This window comes from Pseudoalteromonas sp. NZS71, assembly GCF_015864715.1.
Taxonomy (GTDB): Bacteria; Pseudomonadota; Gammaproteobacteria; order Enterobacterales; family Alteromonadaceae; genus Pseudoalteromonas; species Pseudoalteromonas arctica.
Genome location: NZ_JADYWS010000013.1, coordinates 79,407 through 96,998, shown reverse-complemented (window position 1 = coordinate 96,998; position 17,592 = coordinate 79,407). Strand labels below are relative to the sequence as shown.

Below are 17,592 nucleotides of genomic sequence, written 5' to 3'. Positions count from 1 at the left end.
AAACATAAGAATAAAACATGACATTAAATGACTACTTAGCAATCCTTGCAGAAAATCCAAAAAGCATTCAATTTACAGATACTATTGCTGTTATAGAGGCAAATTACACGTTTACCGCGTGCGGCTTTAATAATCATGGATTACTAAGCTCTGCAAGTGAGAACAATGGCTCGTGTAAAATTTTTGCATTTGCTAAACTAAACGATTTAAGTAAACAAAATACCTTAGATTGCTTTGGTAAGTTTTACCGACAAGACGTGCTGCAAAACCCAAAAGGCGATGATCACATGAACATTCGCACCTTTATGTTAGCGCCAGAGGCAATACCTTTTTTAGGTATTACCTTTGAAGGCGAGCCACTAAAAGTAAAATAGCCAGCAAAAATATTAAAGTGGCTTTTCCATAAAGTAACGAGTTCCAGAGCGCGGATAATTATTAAGCTGATACTTAACACTATAACCGCGCTTTTCATAAAAAGGTTTTGCCTGAAAATCGAGCGTATCAAGTTGAGCAGTTGTTGCACCTAGTTCAATAGCGGCTTGTTCAAGTGCTGTTAGCAGTTTATCGGCAAGCCCTTGGCCTCGCGCACTATCGCTACACCAAAGCCAACTAATCATCAGCCAATTTCCAAACACACACCCACTAATACCGGCAACAAGCTCGCCTTGCTCATCAGTAAATTTATAGCCTAATGGCACTCTTTGCGCATCAAAATGCTGGGCGTTAAATTCAACCATTTGCGCGCGAAGCGCTACGTTTAACGCATCGGTATTATCTGCTGTTAATTGATACATGTGCCGCCCTTAAAGAGCTGATACTAGCAAACTAGCTCAATCAATACAGGTTATTTTTACCAAATGGGACTTCAAGCATATTACTGGCTGTTTTTTCGGGTTGACCGCACATTTCATCGTAAGCACTTGTATGGCGTAGCATCATTTGTGCATAGGCTATTTTTTCAAAACGCTTTTGAATATGCAGTGGGCTTAGTGCTTTTATAAACTCACCATTTTCCTCTGTCACGTAATATTCAACATTATTTATAATTACAGAGACTTGGTATAATGCCATTTCAAGAGAATGCGCAACCACCTTTTGTAATGGCTCATGTTTTTTTAATTCTGAGAATTTCATACCCATAACAACCACCTTTTTTAAAAGTAACCTCATAGATACGCAGCTTTGCTATAATCGCGATCAAATTTTTATTAGCCGCTGGCGTCACACGTTATGAGCACAAAAATCCGACTCGCTAAATATATTGCCCATGCAGGTATTTGTTCTCGTAAACAGGCATCGCGTTTAATTGATGAAGGTGTTGTGACTGTAAATAATCGCCCAGCGAATCATATAGATCACGTTGATGAGCAAGACACAATAATAGTGAACGAAAAAGAAATTAAAGGTGCTGCCGATTTAGTTTATTTTGCGTACCACAAGCCAGTAGGTATTGACTGTAAATTAAATATTGATGACCCAGCTAGCCTTATTCACCATTTACCTACACTTACCCGTGTTTACCCTATTGGTCGCCTTGATAAAGACTCTCGCGGTTTGCTTATTTTGACCAACGATGGGAATTTTTGTAATCAACTAATACATCCTGACTTCCACCAGCCTAAACATTATTTAGTCACCGTAAATAAGCCTTTAGACGATGCTTTTTGTAAAAAAATGGCAGCAGGCGTACCCGTTGATAAACACATAACCCTGCCTTGTGAAGTAAATAAAATAGCCAGCAATCAGTTTAGTATTGTTTTAAAACAAGGGCTAAACAGACAAATACGTAAAATGGCGCATTACTGCGGATACAAAGTAATTGATTTATTTAGAGTGCAATTTAGTGACCTCACCCTTTCAAAACTAAACCTACCTGAAAACCAATATATACAAATTAATAAAACCGATATTTCAAAAATATAATACCAAGTCACTTAACTACATCTCAAAAAGTTAAAAAATAAACTTGCAATTATAGATTACAGGTGTAGTCTTTGATTAAAGATTACATTTGTAGGCAATAAAATGATTGAATTATCAAAAGCAGAGTTTGACGTGCTCGACGCACTTTGGATTAACTACCCCGCCACCGCGAGCCAAATAATTGAGCGCTTAAGCGACGATAAGCAATGGCACGAAAAAACCATTAAAACCCTACTAGGTCGACTAGTAAAAAAAGGCGCACTTACATTTGAAAAAGAAGGTCGCCAATATATTTATATGCCCTGTATGGAGCGCGCCGACTACACCTTAAAAGAAAGCCAAAACTTTATTGAGCGCTTTTTTAGTGGACGTATTGCGCCACTTGTAAGCGGTTTTGCTAAATCGGAGCAGCTTTCTCAGCAAGATATAAACGAGCTTAAAAAAGTTATAGATGACTGGGAAAAAAACCAAAAGTAAGGGATTAACATGGTTATTCAAACTGGTTTTAATTGGTTGATTGAGCAGCAATTACTATTAAGCATTTTGTTTTGTGGATTTATTTTACTCGAGCGATTTGGTTTAAAAGCCCTTGGCTCGCGGTTTGTATATAAATTAGCATGGCTATTACCTGCGGCATTGGTGATTGCTAATTTACCAAATGCGATTAAACCACTGCAAAATAGCAATATTAGCCATTACTTAATCACCCCTAACCAGCCTTTTACACATGAAATGGGTATTAGCTGGGCGCTCATTTATGTACTTATTACCGCAGGGTTATTAATAGCTAGTTTTATTACGCATACCCGTTTTGTTAAAAGCCTGCAGTTAACTGAGTTAACACAATTTGAAGGCACTCTTACCGCTGATGTTAAAACCTACACCAGCCAACATGTAGCCACGCCAATGGTGGTCGGTATTTTAAACAGCAAACTGGTGTTACCGAGTAACTATAATACTCAGTTTGATCAAGCCACATTAGCGCTTATTTTAGAGCACGAAAACGTACACATTAAACGCAAAGACAACTTAACAAACGCACTTATATTACTGCCTACTATTTTACTTTGGTTTAACCCACTGGCTTGGGTTTGTTACGCAAGTATGCGCCGACTACAAGAGCTGACTTGTGATGAACGGGTACTTAGCAATAAAACCACACAACAACATATTTTATATAGCAAAGCCTTAATAAACTGCGCGGCAAATGCGCCCACAGGGCTTATGGCTTATTCACACTACGGAGATAAAAAAACCATGTTACAACGACTAATTAATATAAAACACAGCGGGGAGCGTTCAAAGTTTGCTAAAGGTGGCTTATTGCTTGTAGCAGCAAGTATGCTAAGCGGCTTAGCAATTGCAAAGCAACCTGAAGTAAATAAAACGCAAGAGGAGCATATCTCACCAACAATACGCATTGAACCTGCCTACCCAATACAAGCAGCTCAACAAGGGATCAGCGGCTCTGTTGTATTAAAATACGATATTGCAGCAAACGGTAAAACAAAAAACATTAGTGTTATTCAATCTAAACCTAAAGATGTTTTTGATAAATCAGCGAAAGAGGCACTAGCAAAATGGAAATATAAAGCATCTGATTCAGGTTTTGAAGATGTACTTGTACAACTAGATTTTGCGATTAATAGTGAAGTGGCACCTACCGATTTAATTGAGCGAATTAAAGTATCGCATTAACGCCACGAGTTGTTCAAGACTACAAAGCAAGCGCCCTTCTAGGCTGCTTGCTTTGTGGTTTTAAAGTATAAACCTACAAGCTCACCACAATCATGGCAATGGCTGTACCCAAACCAATAAACCACACTAATGAGCGAATTATATCTAGATTCATATAGTAAAATACGCAATACAAAATACGCGACACAATATGTGTAACCGCTAACATTTCGGTCACTGCTCCTACAGAGTTAGTGCCCAGTACAACTGCAATAGCGACAGCAAAAACAGCAAGCGATTCAAAACAGTTTTGATGAGCAGCGAGCGCCCGTGCACCAAAGCCGGTTAATTTTGTTTGTTGCGCCCTTGGATGTTTATTGTCGTATCGACCTAATTTTGCCATTGCTATAGCAACCGGCACTTTTGCAAAGTAAGGCATTAATACCGCAAGTAATGCACATACAACTAATGTTGTCATAATTTATCCTTTTGATGTTTCGGATAATTTAGCATAAGCGTAATAAAAAAGCCGCCAGATACGTTTTATGACAAACGCTGGCGGCTAACAATAACATCAGGCTTACTATAGCTAAATATATCCTCAAACCCATGCGACATAATGTCGCAGATGATGAATATTCAACATCATAGTTAATGCATCGCTTTACTTCACAAAGCTTGTTAACTTTACTGCCTTACATTTTAACGATGACGACCATGACCTGGATATTTTTCACTTTTTTAGCCGCCTTCATGCAAGCATGGCGTAATGCCCTGCAAAGTAAATTAAGTAACGATGTGAGTGTGGCTGGCGTAACACTCTCTCGCTTTATTATCGCAGGCCCTATTGCCGCGGTGTATTTATATGGTTTGTATCAATATCAAGATACAGCCATGCCTACGTTTAATAATGCCTTTTGGGGATTTATTGTAGGCGCAAGTGTGATGCAAATACTTGCCACTGGTTTAATGGTTAAGTTATTTAAAATGAATAATTACGCCGTAGGTGCTGGTCTTGCCAAAAGCGAGGCGTTAGTAGCAGCCATTTTAGGTGTATTATTTTTTGGCTCGGCACTTTCTTTGCTCGGTTGGCTTGGTGTGTTTTTTGGCGCTATTGCCGTATTGCTACTCAGCGGCATAACAAGCGTTAAACACTTTAATGCTAAAACGGCATTATTAGGCCTTGCTTGTGGTACTTGCTTTGCACTTACCTCACTGTGGGTACGTGAAGCGAGCTTAAATTCAGGATTATTATTCCCACACTCAGCCGCTTGGGTTTTGCTGTTTGTAATTAGCTTACAAACACTAATACTACTGGGCTATTTATTATTAAAAGAGCCGCAAACGCTCAGTAAATTGTGGTACTACAAAGGCACTACAGCCGCTATTAGTGTTTTTAGTTGTATCGGCTCTATTGGCTGGTTCAGTGCAATGAGCTTACAACATGTTGCTTACGTTAAAACACTTGGACAGGTTGAAGTATTTTTTACCATGCTAATTGCCGTACTTTGGTTAAAGCAGCCACTTAAAAAACAAGATACTGCAGGCTTAATACTCATAGCCATTGCCGCTGTTTTGGTTATGTTGCCGAATTAATGGCAACATAAAAAAGCGCAGGCTTTTATACCTGCGCTATTCATAATTAAGCGTTTATTCAAATTACCAATTAAGAGCTTATTTTAAGTGTTATCACACCGCTAATAATCATTAATACTCCCGCAATACGACCAAATGTAGCTGCATCGTTATAAAACAATATACCTACTAAAAACGTACCTGCAGCGCCAATACCTGTCCACACGGCGTATGAGGTGCCCATTGATATTTGCCTTTGAGCAAGCCACAACATAAAGCCACTAGCGACTAAAAATGCCACCGCTATTGCTATGCCTTGCCAGCGAGTATCTGAGTTTTGTGAGATTTTTAAACCTATCGGCCAGCCAATTTCAAGTAAACCGGCAATAACCAAATAAATCCACGCCATTAAACATCTCTCTTTTTCAATATAACTTCATATAAATCTTCGCGGCGATCTTTTAAGTTACGCACTGTACCTTCGCTATGAAGGATTTTAAGCTTATCCATATCAAGGTCACTAAATAACAGCATTTCTGTATTAGGTGTGGCTTCGTTAAGTGTTGCATCGTGCGGGAACGAAAAGTCCGATGGCGTTAACACAGCCGATTGTGAGTACTGCACATCAAGGCTTTCTACTTGTGGTAAGTTACCTACCGAGCCTGCAATAACCACATAACATTCGTTTTCTATTGCACGCGCTTGTGCACAATGGCGCACACGTAAGTAGCTGTTTTTAGTGTCGGTCCAAAATGGGACAAACAAAATATCTAACCCTTGTTTTGCTAATATGCGTGAAAGCTCAGGAAACTCTACGTCATAACAAATTTGAATACCTACACGCCCAGCATCGGTTTCAAATACAGCAATTTTGTCGCCGCCTTGAATAACCCAATCGTTTTGTTCATGCGGGGTAATATGTATTTTACGTTGCTCGTCTATTTTACCGCTGCGGTGGCATAAATAACTTACGTTATAAATTTTATCGTCTTCGGCAAGCGGCATAGAGCCGGTAATAATATTGGCGTTGTATTCTATTGCCATACGCGACATCGCGTTTTTAAACGTTTCGGTATATTCCGCTAAATAACGAATCGCTTCAGTTTGGTTGCTTTGATTTCCTAAGCCCATTAATGGCGCGTTAAAAAATTCAGGGAATAGTATAAAGTCGCTTTTGTAGTCAGATACGGTATCTACAAAGTATTCAACCTGTTTTAGCATTTCTTCAACTGATTCAACACAGCGCATTTGCCATTGCACAGCACCCACACGCACAATTGATTTAGTTGACTCAAGTACCGTGTCGGTTGGCTCATACATAATGTTATTCCACTCAAGTAAAGTGGCGTAACCAACTGACTCTTGATCCTCCGGTAGGTACTTTTTAAGTAAACGCTTTACCTGAAAATCGTTAGATAACTGAAAGCTTAAAATAGGATCGTATAGCTCTCTCTGATCTACTTTTGCAATGTATTCCATTGGCGTCATTTCACTACTGTGATTGTAATAACGTGGAATACGACCACCCGCTAAAATAGCGCGTAGGTTATATTGGCGGCACAGTTCTTTACGGGCATCATAAAGGCGACGACCTAAGCGCATGCCTCTGTGAGTTTCGCTAATGGCCACATCTAAGCCATATAGCGCATCGCCATCGGTATCGCTAAATACACGGTCGTGACCATCTGCAATGTCTTCGTATGTATGCGGGTTTGAAAAACGTGTGTAATCAACTTGTACGCTCAGCGCTAAGCCCACCAGCACGCCGTCATCTACAATACCGATTTGCCCTTCAGGAAATTGGTCTATTAATCTAAAAATGGTATGACTTGGCCACGCACCACCTAAGTCGGGATACGCTTGATCCATCAAGGTTTTAATTTGCGGATATTGCTCTCTGGTTAAGTTACAAATTTCAAGATGGGTTTTTTCTGCCGACATACACAACTCCTTTAGGCATAAGAAAATAAAAGCCGAATGTACGCTCGATTAAATCAAGAATACACTCAGCTTTGTATCATGTTTTTTACTTTAGATGTACTACTTTAAACTGCGATAAAAGAGTGTGGTTACTTTCTCTTTTGGTAACCAGCCTGCGTATTCAAGACCAAGTTCTGCCAATGGATCGGCTTTAAGTACTTGCTCTAAGCTTGCATTATTTTGCATTGCTTTTAGCATCACATCTTTCGCGTTTTGAACTAGTTTACCATACGCTATCAGTCCTGAACGGTCACTTACCTTACCGTGTCCTGGTATTACTTTAGTGTTGTCGTCAATTTGTTTAACTACATCGTCTACTGCCGCTAAAATACCATCAACGCTACCGCCACTATCTACATCAACAAACGGTAAGCTGCCAAAATTAAAGTAAATATCGCCCATGTGCACTATGTTATCGTTACTAAAAAAAACAACCGAGTCGCCATCGGTATGTGCATGTTCGTAATGCACTACATGAGCGTGTTCGTTATTAAAATGCAGTTTTAAATCGTGACCAAAACTAATGCGTGGTAAAAAGTCTGACCCTTCTCCGTGCTGCTCTTCTAGACGTTTGTGTACATTATCGTGCGCTATAACGTGCGCACCTGCTTTAGCAAAGTTCTCGTTGCCACCGGTATGATCGCCATGATGATGCGTATTAATAACAAACTCTGCACTGCCTGGTTTTAAATCGCTAATCGTTTTTTTTATGTCGTCTGATAACTTGGCAAACTGATCATCAATAATATAAATGCCATCATCACCTACACTCGCTGCAATATTACCGCCTTGCCCAAATAGTACGTATACATGCTCACTTAGCTTTTGTGCTGTTACTGGACCTTCATCTGCTTGCGCTGCTGTACTTAGTAATAAACCTGTTATTAATGCGGGTAGTATTTTTTTCATTTTTGTTCTCTGTTGTATGAAGTAATTAATATAGAACGTTTTTATCACTATTTAAGCTCACTCACTTATCACTTAAACGTTATTTAATAGGACTTATGACTATTTGATGCATAAGTGTTTGCGGCAATAAAGGTGTATGTTTACCCTCTACGTAATCACTAAACCCCGCTCTATAAAATTCAGAAAGAGGATGCCCCGATTGCCCACCGGGAATAGCTAAAATCGCATGTTCTAAATGCCCTGGTTGCGCAATAAAACGCTGTGATGCACCAAAACTACGCCCTTGTACTGCGGGCATATAACTATCACCAAAGCCCGCTGCTGTGGGCATATTTAATAACTTAGCAAGTAACGGTATTTGCTTTGCAAACGGATGCTCTATCACTAACTCATTTACCTTGCCCCACTGCCAGCTTTGAAGGTTATTACCAAATTGTTCTGTAAGTTTAGTGATAGTTTGGCTAAACGCACCGTGTAATTGTGCATCCCAGCTTTTAAATTGTGGGTTTATCCACGTGTCGGGTTTGTTGTTAATAAGCTGCCACACTGCGGGCTCTAAATCTCGTTTTACGTATTTAAGTGTGCCTTGTTGTTTATTTAATTGGCTTTCAATATTACTAAATAAAATATTAATCACTTCATCGCGGTAGCGCTTAACTAAGGTATACCCTATGGAGGTTGAACACGCACATTGCTGCCAATTTTCGAGCGCTGTTATATATTGCTGATTTTTGGTTTGATCTGTTTTTAATTGCTTTAATAGCAAAGCATGCCAAGGCATTAAAAAGCGAGCTTGATTATCGAGCTGTAGTGCGTAAAAGTCGCTCTCTGCAAATGTTTGTTTTTCAAATAATCTATCGCGAATTTGGCTCGAACGTGCACCGAGTGCATAGCCACCATTGCCAAAACGGGCGTTATCTTCAGCCGATACCACGCGAGAATTACCAGTCCATAATCGACCGTTTTGTGGGTTTTTAATAAAGGGACGTTCTAATTCATTTTGCTGCCAAAGCGCTGAGTAGTCATCGGCATTTACGCCAAGCTCACTTGGCGTTTTACGCGCCGGTATACCGCCCATGTTTTTCCACGCGGCGTTACCAAGGCTGTCTACCACCATTAGGTTTTGCACAGGTATTCCTACATCGCTTGCTACGGCAAGTGCATCATCTACTGTTTTGGCTTGCTCTAACTTTAATAGTTGCATATTAACGGCGTAAGGCTGATGTGCAGCCCAGCTCAATGCATAAGGTTTTCCGTTAATGTATTTTACAGGGCCATACTCGCTGAGTAGTAATGAATAGTTTTCAACCTCCCCATCGGGTAATGCAATAGGTTCATCTACTTGCCATGTTTTACTATCATCGTTTAATGCAATCCAATCGGCTGTATCTAAATAACCGTTAGTAAATCCCCATGCAACATTGTTGTTAGTGCCAACAACAATGGCCGGCGCCCCGGGCAGCGATACACCGGTTACCTGAGCAGGTTTTCCATTTTGTATATAATTTAGCTGAGCTCTGTACCAAATTACAGGTACTGCCATCGATAAATGCATATCATCAGACACCATACCGGCGCCTGTTTTAGTTAGCGTTCCCGTAACAGCCCAGTTATTACTGCCGCGCTCTTGGTTGGCTTCAATACTTTTAACTGTATGCTGTGTTTGAGTTGGCAAAGTAGGTATGCCGCCGCTATAAGGCGCTAATTTACTGCCATCAAGTGCGGCTTGGTACTTACTCGGTTGCGTTAAAAAATCAACCATTTGCTTTGTGTACGCTTGCTCAATTTGAATAAGTGCTTGGTCGCGCTCAAATGTGGCGCTTTGTAAATCAAGGTACATGCTAAATATCACAAGTAAGCTGTCTTCACTTTGCCATGGCTTTTGTGCTGCACCTGTTAGTAAATATTCAAAGCTTGAATACCCTACTTGCGCTAAACCTTCGTTTACACCTTGAGCGTAACTTTTAAGTAATTGCTTATCGGTCTCAGGCAGCGTTTGTAAAATAATTTGGCTGCGTTTACGTAATTGATGAAAACGCATCTTTTTATCGAGTCCCAACGCGGCTTCGCCAAATAATTCACTTAGCTCGCCTGCGGCATTACGTCTTAGTAAATCCATTTGAAAAAATCGGTCTTGCCCATGCACATAACCTAAACCATAGGCTGCATCGTTTCGGCTATTTGCATTTATTACTGCTTGCCCTAGTGCATCGCGCGAAATTTTTACAGGATCTACTACCGCGTTACTACGTCCGTTTCCATCAAGGGCAGGTAAACTTAAACTAAGTACCCCATAAACAACGGCGGTACTTGCCAGCCCTAAAATCACAATTAATAATAACAAGCGTTTGATTACTTTAAACATCAACCTTTCCTTTGCACGTTTTGACCAAGCGTTAAGGACATATAATAACCACAGTTTTATTAAATAATAATGTTCTTGCTCGCAAAGGGTGAAATAAACATCAAAATCCACGATAATGTCAGCTCCACACATCGTGCAGAACTAGTTGAGATCAATATGACTGAAAAAACATTTATCAAAGGTAAAGACCGCGACCTAGAATCGTCAATCTCTACCATGCAAAACAAGCTTGAAGCCCTACACATTAATGTTGAAGAAGCGCTTTGGCTTAACCCTGTAGCTAACTGTTATTCGGTTCATATAAAAGACAGTGACTGCGGTGTTATGTTTACCAATGGTAAAGGCGCAACCGACAAAGCCTCTATTGCCTCAGCACTCGGTGAATACTTTGAGCGTTTAAGCTGTAACTACTTTTTTGCAGACTTTTATCTAGGTGAAGAATTTGCCAATGGCGAGTTTACTCATTACCCAACCGAAAAATGGTTTAAAGTTGAAGGCGACGAAGTACCACAAGGTATTATGGATGAAAGCTTATGGGATTACTTTGACCCAGAGCGCGAACTAAACGCATCACACCTTTTTGATTTTAACTCTGGCAATATTGATCGTGGCATTTGTACCCTACCCTACACTCGCCAACGCGATAACCAAGACGTATACATTCCGGTAAACGTTATTGGTAATATTTTTGTATCTAACGGTATGAGCGCAGGTAACACAAAATTTGAAGCTCGCGTACAAGGTTTATCAGAAGTATTTGAGCGCGCGATTAAAAACCGCATCATCGCCGAAGGCATTTGTTTACCAATCGTGCCTGAAGACGTTGTTAAGCAATATCCTAAAATTCACGAAGCGTGTGAAGAGCTTCGCAGCCATGGCTTTCATTTACGTATTGCCGATGCATCACTTGGGGGGATTTACCCAGTAATGAGCGTAACGCTTATTAACCCAACTGATGGTTCTGTGTTTGCCTCTTTTGGTGCTCACCCTTCATTTGAAGTAGCGCTTGAGCGTACCGTTACTGAGTTACTACAAGGTCGTCGTTTAGATCAACTAGATGTATTCCAACCTGCAACATTTGATAACGATGAAGTAGCAACACCAGAGAACATTGAACTGCACTTTATTGATTCAAGCGGTTTGATTTCGCATGATTTCTTCCGTGCAAAACCTGACTTTGAATTTGTACACTGGGACTTTAGCGGCACAACAGAGCAAGAATATAACTTCTGTACTGACCTGATTCACAGCATGGATCATGATATCTACATCATGGATTACACGCACCTAAACGTATACGCATGTCGTATTTTAGTACCGGGCATGTCAGACATTTATCCAGTTGATGAGCTTATTTGGCGCAACAACAACGAAGGCGCAAAATTTCGCGAAGCATTCCTATCGCTTGATCAGTACGATGCAGAGCAATGGATGGAAATTTACGACAGCCTAGAAGAAGCCGGTCATAGCGATATTATCCGCGCCGCAGAATTTATTGGCTTAGCAACTGATGCCGACACACCATGGCACACACTGCGTATAGGTGAGCTTAAAGCGCACCTATGCTTAGCCGCAGGCAGCGAAGAAGCCATTGATTGGGTTGATTGGATACTTCATACGGGCCAAGTAAACGAAGATGCAATGCGCCACTTCCGCTGTTTAAAAGCGATTCTTGAAATTAAATACGATGACGAGCGCGAATACGCTGATTACCAAGATGCATTAGGCTTAATGTTTGGTGCTAATAATGTAGCGCTGGCTATAGAAATTGCCGAAGGTAAAAAGCAATTTAACGGTTTAACTTTTCCAGGTTTATCGCTTGAAGGCTTTAAAAAGCATGCGGCACTACTTGATGGTTACCGCAAGCTACACGTAGCAAAGCAAAATCATTGGGCACGTGAAGTTAGCGATTCGTAGCTCGCTAAACTACTAATTATAAAAAATAAACGGCGCATTTGTTAATGCGCCGTTTTCATTTATGTCATAAATTAGCTATAGTTAATTTGCCTAAATTAACGCCACGATGTAGCTAATGCCACCGTCTAGTAATAACAAAAAAACGAATGTTCATAACTTTAAGCTGACCTTTTGGTTATCGCTTACGCTAACTGTACTAGTTGGTGTTGTTCTTGATCGTATTAACTATAATCGTGTAAAAGATGCTCACCGCCTACAAATTCTTTCAGAAGTAAGTACTTATAGAGCTCAACTCGAATCAACCTTAGTTTCTAATATTCAACTAGTACGGGGTTTAGGTGTTGCCGTTGCCGCAGAACCGGGTTTAGAACAAGAACGCTTTGAACAAATCGCAGCTCCTCTTTTTGATACATCAAATGAACTTCGTAATATTGGTGGCGCTCCCAATATGGTCATTCAAATGACCTATCCTTTAAAAGGGAACGAAAAAGCAATTGGCCTTAATTTTTTAGATAATAAAAATCAGCGTACTGATGCACTTAGAGCCCGCGATACCAACACAATTATTATGGCAGGACCGCTAACATTAGTTCAGGGGGGGGAAGCATTAATCGCCAGGGTTCCGGTGTATACCCCTCCTAATAATGAGTTTTGGGGGTTGTTGTCGGTTGTACTCGATATTGACAAAGTTTATATCAATTCTGGCGTTTATGAATTAGAAAAACAGTACAACGTTGCCATTCAAGGGCGTAATGGTTTAGGTAAAAAAGGCGAGTTTTTTTTCGGCAATCAAAATATTATTCAGCAAGATCCTCTTGAGTTCACTCTAAATTTTCAAGGCGGCAGCTGGCAGTTATATGTAGCACCTAGAATAGGTTGGAGCCCACCAAATTCAGCTGTGTGGCCACTTCGGTTATCAATTATAATTATTTGCGGATTATTAATTTGGGCCTTTTTATTCTTTTTGAAAATGCTTAATCGTCAGCAACAAAATGAAAAAATGCTTGAAGCAATGAGTGATCTAGCTCAAATAGGCGCATGGTCATTTAACTTAGAAACTAAACAAGTGTATTGGTCTGATATGACCAAAAAACTATTTAAATACCCATTAAATAACCAACCAGAATGGCCTAAAGATTTAAATTACTTTAAAAAAGGCACTAGCAGAGAAACAATTAAACCTTTAATTGAACGAGCCATAAAATATGGTGAAAGCTACGAAGTTGAATTAGAAGTAATGGATGCAGAAGGTGGATCTGTTTGGGTACTCGTACATGGTGAAGCAGAACAAAAGAATGGACGATGCACACGTATTTTTGGCTCATTACAGAATATTGATACCCGTAAAAAGATTGAATTAGAAAGTAATAAAACCGCATTACATAACGAAATTTTAGCTTCTCTTACCGTTAATAAATTAATATTAAATGGGCAACTTAGCCAATCGAAAGATATTATCACTGAAGCAATCTGCCAAGCATTCGATATTAAACGTGCCAGTATTTGGTTTTTTAATGAAGACAAGTCTCAACTAAGCCCCTTTGCCATACATAGCAAACATTCGTCTAGTGACAAAATTGACTCTATTTGGCTAAGAAAAAACAACCCCAGCTTTTTTAATGCAATAGATCATCAAGCAGTATTTAATGCACCCGATGCACTAGAACACCCAATACTCGCACCAATTAAAGAGCAGTATTTAATGCCACTCGAGATTAAATCAATGCTGTGCGTAATTATTCCTGCGGGAAGTGGTGCTATAGGCGTTGTTTGCGCCGAGCAATGTCAATCCAAGCGCCACTGGTCTAAAAACGAAGAAAGCTTTTTAATTGCCGTTGCAGCGTTAATAGGCAGCTTGCACTCGAGCCAGCAACGAATTGAAACTGAACAAAAGCTGGTTGCCGCCAAAGAAACTGCAGAACAAGCTGTTGAAGCTAAAAGTGAATTTTTAGCGAGTATGAGCCACGAAATTCGCACACCAATGAATGGTGTTTTAGGCATGCTTAATATAATTAAGCAAACGCAACTAGACCTACAGCAAAAGCATCATATCGAACTTGCTCAGTCATCAGCTCAATCTTTACTTAATATAATTAACGACATATTAGACTTTTCTAAAATTGAAGCCGGTAAGCTCGATATTGAAAACGTGCAATTTAACCTACCTCGGTTATTAGGAGAAGTGGTTGAGTCGTTTGCTTTAAAAGTAGAGCAAAACAATACAAAACTTATTTTAGATGCCACTCAAATTACAGTTAGCGAAATAATTAGTGATCCGAACCGCTTACGCCAAATTTTGAATAACTTAATTGGCAACGCCGTTAAATTTACTATTGATGGTGAAGTAGTTATTACCGCCAAAGTGGATGAAACAACAGATGGCTCGTTCCTACAATGTTCGATTATTGATACTGGCATTGGTATTGACCCTAAAAAACAAGCGTCATTATTTGATTCGTTTACACAAGCAGATGCCTCAACTACACGCCAGTTTGGGGGCACAGGGCTTGGCCTTGCCATAGTAAAACAACTGTGTGAGCTGATGAACGGTGAAGTAAGTGTAAACAGCATGCAAGGCGAAGGAAGTACATTTTCTTTCACAATACAAATACAGCCTCGCTTAAGTAAAGAACAAGATTTACCGAGTCATTTAATTAAAAACAAACATATTTTAATTATTGATGAGTGTTCGTTAAATGCAAATACAGCCAGTAAACAACTCACAGTATGGGGCGCAAAAGTTAATTGCGTACATGACTATCTTGAGGTTGATGATTATTTAAATAATGTAACCACCCACCCTGAAGCTATTTTAGTTGATTACTACTTTTTTGAAAAAGCGCCGCAAACGCATATAACTGCGCTTAAAAACTTTATAAATATGCATAGTTGCAAGTTAGTTCTTATGGCGCCAATGAGTTATTCACCTGAGGAGTCTAAAGTAGGTATGGAAGTCGACTGTATGATTTTCAAACCACTCACACCTTCTGATTTGTTTGACTCACTCACTAACGATAAATACATTGAACAACAGCAGCAACAAGCACAACTACAAAATAAACTAACTAAAGCACCAGTACTCGATTCATCAGAGCCACAACTACTGCTCGTTGAAGACAATAAAATAAACCAAGTAGTTGCCTCGGCGCTATTAAAGCAAGCAGGTGTGACTTTTGATATTGCTGAAAATGGGCTTGAGGCAATTGTAAAACTCAATGCAAAACAAGGTAAGCCATATAAGCTAGTTTTAATGGATTGCCAAATGCCTGAAATGGATGGCTACCAAGCCACTAAAGCCATTAGAGAAGGCGATGCAGGTAAGGATAATGAAAATATTACTATTATTGCACTTACAGCCAATGCCATGCAGGGCGATAAAGAAAAATGCCTAGCAGCAGGCATGAACGACTATTTAAGTAAGCCGCTCGATTTAGCCGCACTAAAACCTAAACTCCAGCAATGGCTTGGTATCCAATAAAGGTGTAAGCTAATAAAATACGCTTACTAATTTGAGATTATTTATGCAGTTATCAGCAAATCAACAACGTATTCTTGGTTGCTTACTAGAAAAACAAAGCACAACGCCAGAACATTATCCGCTATCGTTAAACGCTCTAGTGAACGCATGTAACCAAAAGTCTAATCGCGATCCTGTGTTAAATCTTACAGATAGTGACGTGCAAAACGCACTTGATGAACTAATAGACATGCGTTTGGTAACTATAGATGAAGGGCTTTCTGGTCGCGTAAATAAATACGACCACCGCTTTTGCAACACTGAGTTTAGTAATCTGCAATTTTCTGCTCAGCAACGTGCCATTGTTTGTTTATTACTTTTACGTGGTGCCCAAACCCCAGGTGAATTAAGAACTCGCAGTGCTAGGCTTGCTGATTTTAATAACGTAAATGAAGTAGAAACAGCGCTCAATAAACTGATTGAAAGCGATTACGCCCGTAAATTAGAACGAGAAGCAGGTAAACGCGACAGCCGATACATTCATTTATTTGGCGAACAACAAAATAATCCCGCCGATGCCTTTGTTGCTCTACCAAGCGAAGTAATTAAAGATAAAGAATTAAGTGATTTACTGGCAGAAGTGGAAGAATTAAAAGTAGAGCTTCGCAAAATAAAAGCTCATTTAAAACTTTAATTAATTAAGACTAAATCACATAATAAGTTTATTGCGTATCACATATTAAATTTTATAAGGAGCTGGCAATGCGCGCCGAAATTATGGCTGAAATGAAGGTTCAGCCAACTATTGATGTAAATGCTGAGATAACTCGCCGGGTTGCTTTTATTAAAGCACGTTTAGTAGCAGCTCACTCACGATCACTAATATTGGGTATTAGTGGTGGTGTTGACTCATCAACTTGCGGCCGCTTATGTCAACTTGCCGTAAACGACCTAAATAAAGAACACGATACTGACAAATACCAATTTATTGCTGTGCGCTTACCTTATGGCGTACAAGCCGATGAAGACGAAGCGCAAATGGCGGTTGATTTTATCCAGCCAAGTAAACGTATGACCGTAAACGTACAACCGGCTGCTGATGCACTGCATGAGCAAGCGATAGCTGCTGTAGTTGGCTGTGGTGAAGCACTGCCTGAGCAAGCTCAGATAGATTTTATTAAAGGTAATGTTAAAGCACGCCAACGTATGGTTGCTCAGTACGAAATTGCTGGCTTTTGCCAAGGCTTAGTAGTGGGTACCGATCATAGTGCTGAAAACATTACTGGTTTTTATACTAAATTTGGTGACGGCGCGTGCGATTTAGCTCCGCTATTTGGTTTATCAAAACGCCAAGTGCGTGCACTTGCTACTGCACTCGGTGCCCCAGCTTTATTAGTAGATAAAGCACCTACAGCTGATTTAGAAAGCGACCGCCCAGGCTTAACAGATGAAGAAGCACTTGGTTTGAGCTATGAGCAAATTGATGACTTTTTAGAAGGTAAATCTGTTTCTAAAGACATTGAACAAAAGCTTGTAAGTATTTACATGCGTACACAACATAAGCGCCAACCAATTCCGACAATTTACGATTAATGTTTTAGTAAATAAAATAAAGCAATTAACGCCTTTGAGGATTAATTGCTTTTTTGATCGACAGATTAAGAAACTGCGTATATTTTAGTAAATTAACGCTTTAAATTTTATAATACCAATTGCGTTAAATTAGTGATCTATTATAGCCCTATGAAAAAGCGATAGAACGATGATATTTTTAATAATATTGGTATAA

The 17,592-nt window shown here is 39.7% G+C and carries 16 protein-coding genes; 9 read left to right on the top strand and 7 right to left on the bottom strand.

The features are described from left to right. The first annotated feature begins 17 nt into the window (after positions 1-17). Positions 18-374 (top strand): HopJ type III effector protein, encoded by a 357-nt coding sequence (locus I6E85_RS10455; RefSeq protein WP_024607735.1) that lies wholly within the window; start codon positions 18-20, stop codon positions 372-374. 12 nt (positions 375-386) lie between these two features. On the opposite strand, the gene I6E85_RS10450 is transcribed toward I6E85_RS10455, so the two are convergent. Beyond that, the gene (locus I6E85_RS10450) at positions 387-794 is read right to left on the bottom strand and encodes a GNAT family N-acetyltransferase (protein ID WP_024607734.1); all 408 of its coding nucleotides are present in this window, start codon (positions 792-794) and stop codon (positions 387-389) included. A 40-nt stretch (positions 795-834) separates the two neighbouring features. Continuing rightward, a complete protein-coding gene (locus I6E85_RS10445; RefSeq protein ID WP_024607733.1) occupies positions 835-1,140 on the bottom strand; it encodes a DUF6482 family protein in 306 nt (101 codons plus the stop codon). A gap of 90 nt (positions 1,141-1,230) precedes the next feature. Between I6E85_RS10445 and I6E85_RS10440 the strand changes: the two genes are divergently transcribed. The 3 genes from I6E85_RS10440 (at position 1,231) to I6E85_RS10430 (ending at position 3,621) form a co-directional block, all read left to right on the top strand. After that, the gene (locus tag I6E85_RS10440) at positions 1,231-1,923 is read left to right on the top strand and encodes a pseudouridine synthase (protein WP_197236939.1); all 693 of its coding nucleotides are present in this window, start codon (positions 1,231-1,233) and stop codon (positions 1,921-1,923) included. A 102-nt stretch (positions 1,924-2,025) separates the two neighbouring features. Then, a complete protein-coding gene (locus I6E85_RS10435) occupies positions 2,026-2,400 on the top strand; it encodes a BlaI/MecI/CopY family transcriptional regulator (protein WP_007580531.1) in 375 nt (124 codons plus the stop codon). A gap of 9 nt (positions 2,401-2,409) precedes the next feature. Continuing rightward, complete coding sequence (locus I6E85_RS10430; RefSeq protein WP_197236938.1) at positions 2,410-3,621, top strand: TonB family protein; 1,212 nt, start codon at positions 2,410-2,412, stop codon at positions 3,619-3,621. A 73-nt stretch (positions 3,622-3,694) separates the two neighbouring features. Here the strand turns inward: I6E85_RS10430 and I6E85_RS10425 are convergent, their stop codons facing one another. Further along, a complete protein-coding gene (locus tag I6E85_RS10425; RefSeq protein ID WP_002961011.1) occupies positions 3,695-4,078 on the bottom strand; it encodes an MAPEG family protein in 384 nt (127 codons plus the stop codon). Positions 4,079-4,317: 239 nt separating this feature from the next. Between I6E85_RS10425 and I6E85_RS10420 the strand changes: the two genes are divergently transcribed. Next, positions 4,318-5,196, top strand: a complete 879-nt coding sequence (locus tag I6E85_RS10420) for a DMT family transporter (protein WP_197103186.1) — start codon at positions 4,318-4,320, stop codon at positions 5,194-5,196. 70 nt (positions 5,197-5,266) lie between these two features. On the opposite strand, the gene I6E85_RS10415 is transcribed toward I6E85_RS10420, so the two are convergent. The 4 genes from I6E85_RS10415 to I6E85_RS10400 form a co-directional block, all read right to left on the bottom strand. Beyond that, entirely contained in the window at positions 5,267-5,584 is a 318-nt protein-coding gene (locus I6E85_RS10415; RefSeq protein WP_007580521.1) for a multidrug efflux SMR transporter, read from the bottom strand. Next, the gene (locus tag I6E85_RS10410) at positions 5,584-7,116 is read right to left on the bottom strand and encodes a bifunctional GNAT family N-acetyltransferase/carbon-nitrogen hydrolase family protein (protein ID WP_010554553.1); all 1,533 of its coding nucleotides are present in this window, start codon (positions 7,114-7,116) and stop codon (positions 5,584-5,586) included. The genes I6E85_RS10415 and I6E85_RS10410 overlap by 1 nt, the downstream gene beginning before the upstream one ends. 99 nt (positions 7,117-7,215) lie before the next feature. After that, positions 7,216-8,064, bottom strand: a complete 849-nt coding sequence (locus I6E85_RS10405) for an MBL fold metallo-hydrolase (protein WP_007580517.1) — start codon at positions 8,062-8,064, stop codon at positions 7,216-7,218. Between the two features lie 79 nt (positions 8,065-8,143). Continuing rightward, positions 8,144-10,429, bottom strand: coding sequence for a penicillin acylase family protein (locus I6E85_RS10400; protein WP_197236937.1), 2,286 nt, complete (start codon positions 10,427-10,429; stop codon positions 8,144-8,146). 156 nt (positions 10,430-10,585) lie between these two features. On the opposite strand from I6E85_RS10400, the gene ycaO reads away from it, so the two are divergent. The 4 genes from ycaO (at position 10,586) to nadE (ending at position 17,396) form a co-directional block, all read left to right on the top strand. After that, a complete protein-coding gene (ycaO, locus tag I6E85_RS10395; RefSeq protein ID WP_024589636.1) occupies positions 10,586-12,346 on the top strand; it encodes a 30S ribosomal protein S12 methylthiotransferase accessory factor YcaO in 1,761 nt (586 codons plus the stop codon). A 115-nt stretch (positions 12,347-12,461) separates the two neighbouring features. Next, positions 12,462-15,824: an ATP-binding protein gene (locus tag I6E85_RS10390; protein WP_197236936.1), complete on the top strand. Its 3,363-nt coding sequence runs from the start codon at positions 12,462-12,464 to the stop codon at positions 15,822-15,824. Between the two features lie 43 nt (positions 15,825-15,867). Further along, complete coding sequence (locus tag I6E85_RS10385) at positions 15,868-16,497, top strand: YceH family protein (protein ID WP_007580511.1); 630 nt, start codon at positions 15,868-15,870, stop codon at positions 16,495-16,497. Positions 16,498-16,565: 68 nt separating this feature from the next. Continuing rightward, positions 16,566-17,396 (top strand): ammonia-dependent NAD(+) synthetase, encoded by an 831-nt coding sequence (gene nadE, locus I6E85_RS10380; protein WP_197236935.1) that lies wholly within the window; start codon positions 16,566-16,568, stop codon positions 17,394-17,396. Positions 17,397-17,592 lie beyond the last annotated feature (196 nt).

Bases quoted from the DNA above. Each gene is read 5' to 3' on its own strand.
- I6E85_RS10435 (WP_007580531.1), top strand. From the start codon at position 2,026: ATGATTGAATTATCAAAAGCAGAGTTTGACGTGCTCGACGCACTTTGG.
- I6E85_RS10390 (WP_197236936.1), top strand. From the start codon at position 12,462: ATGCCACCGTCTAGTAATAACAAAAAAACGAATGTTCATAACTTTAAG.
- I6E85_RS10430 (WP_197236938.1), top strand. From the start codon at position 2,410: ATGGTTATTCAAACTGGTTTTAATTGGTTGATTGAGCAGCAATTACTA.
- I6E85_RS10455 (WP_024607735.1), top strand. From the start codon at position 18: ATGACATTAAATGACTACTTAGCAATCCTTGCAGAAAATCCAAAAAGC.
- I6E85_RS10425 (WP_002961011.1), bottom strand. From the start codon at position 4,078: ATGACAACATTAGTTGTATGTGCATTACTTGCGGTATTAATGCCTTAC.
- I6E85_RS10415 (WP_007580521.1), bottom strand. From the start codon at position 5,584: ATGGCGTGGATTTATTTGGTTATTGCCGGTTTACTTGAAATTGGCTGG.
- I6E85_RS10445 (WP_024607733.1), bottom strand. From the start codon at position 1,140: ATGGGTATGAAATTCTCAGAATTAAAAAAACATGAGCCATTACAAAAG.
- I6E85_RS10420 (WP_197103186.1), top strand. From the start codon at position 4,318: ATGACCTGGATATTTTTCACTTTTTTAGCCGCCTTCATGCAAGCATGG.
- I6E85_RS10450 (WP_024607734.1), bottom strand. From the start codon at position 794: ATGTATCAATTAACAGCAGATAATACCGATGCGTTAAACGTAGCGCTT.
- nadE (WP_197236935.1), top strand. From the start codon at position 16,566: ATGCGCGCCGAAATTATGGCTGAAATGAAGGTTCAGCCAACTATTGAT.
- I6E85_RS10400 (WP_197236937.1), bottom strand. From the start codon at position 10,429: ATGTTTAAAGTAATCAAACGCTTGTTATTATTAATTGTGATTTTAGGG.
- I6E85_RS10385 (WP_007580511.1), top strand. From the start codon at position 15,868: ATGCAGTTATCAGCAAATCAACAACGTATTCTTGGTTGCTTACTAGAA.
- ycaO (WP_024589636.1), top strand. From the start codon at position 10,586: ATGACTGAAAAAACATTTATCAAAGGTAAAGACCGCGACCTAGAATCG.
- I6E85_RS10440 (WP_197236939.1), top strand. From the start codon at position 1,231: ATGAGCACAAAAATCCGACTCGCTAAATATATTGCCCATGCAGGTATT.
- I6E85_RS10410 (WP_010554553.1), bottom strand. From the start codon at position 7,116: ATGTCGGCAGAAAAAACCCATCTTGAAATTTGTAACTTAACCAGAGAG.
- I6E85_RS10405 (WP_007580517.1), bottom strand. From the start codon at position 8,064: ATGAAAAAAATACTACCCGCATTAATAACAGGTTTATTACTAAGTACA.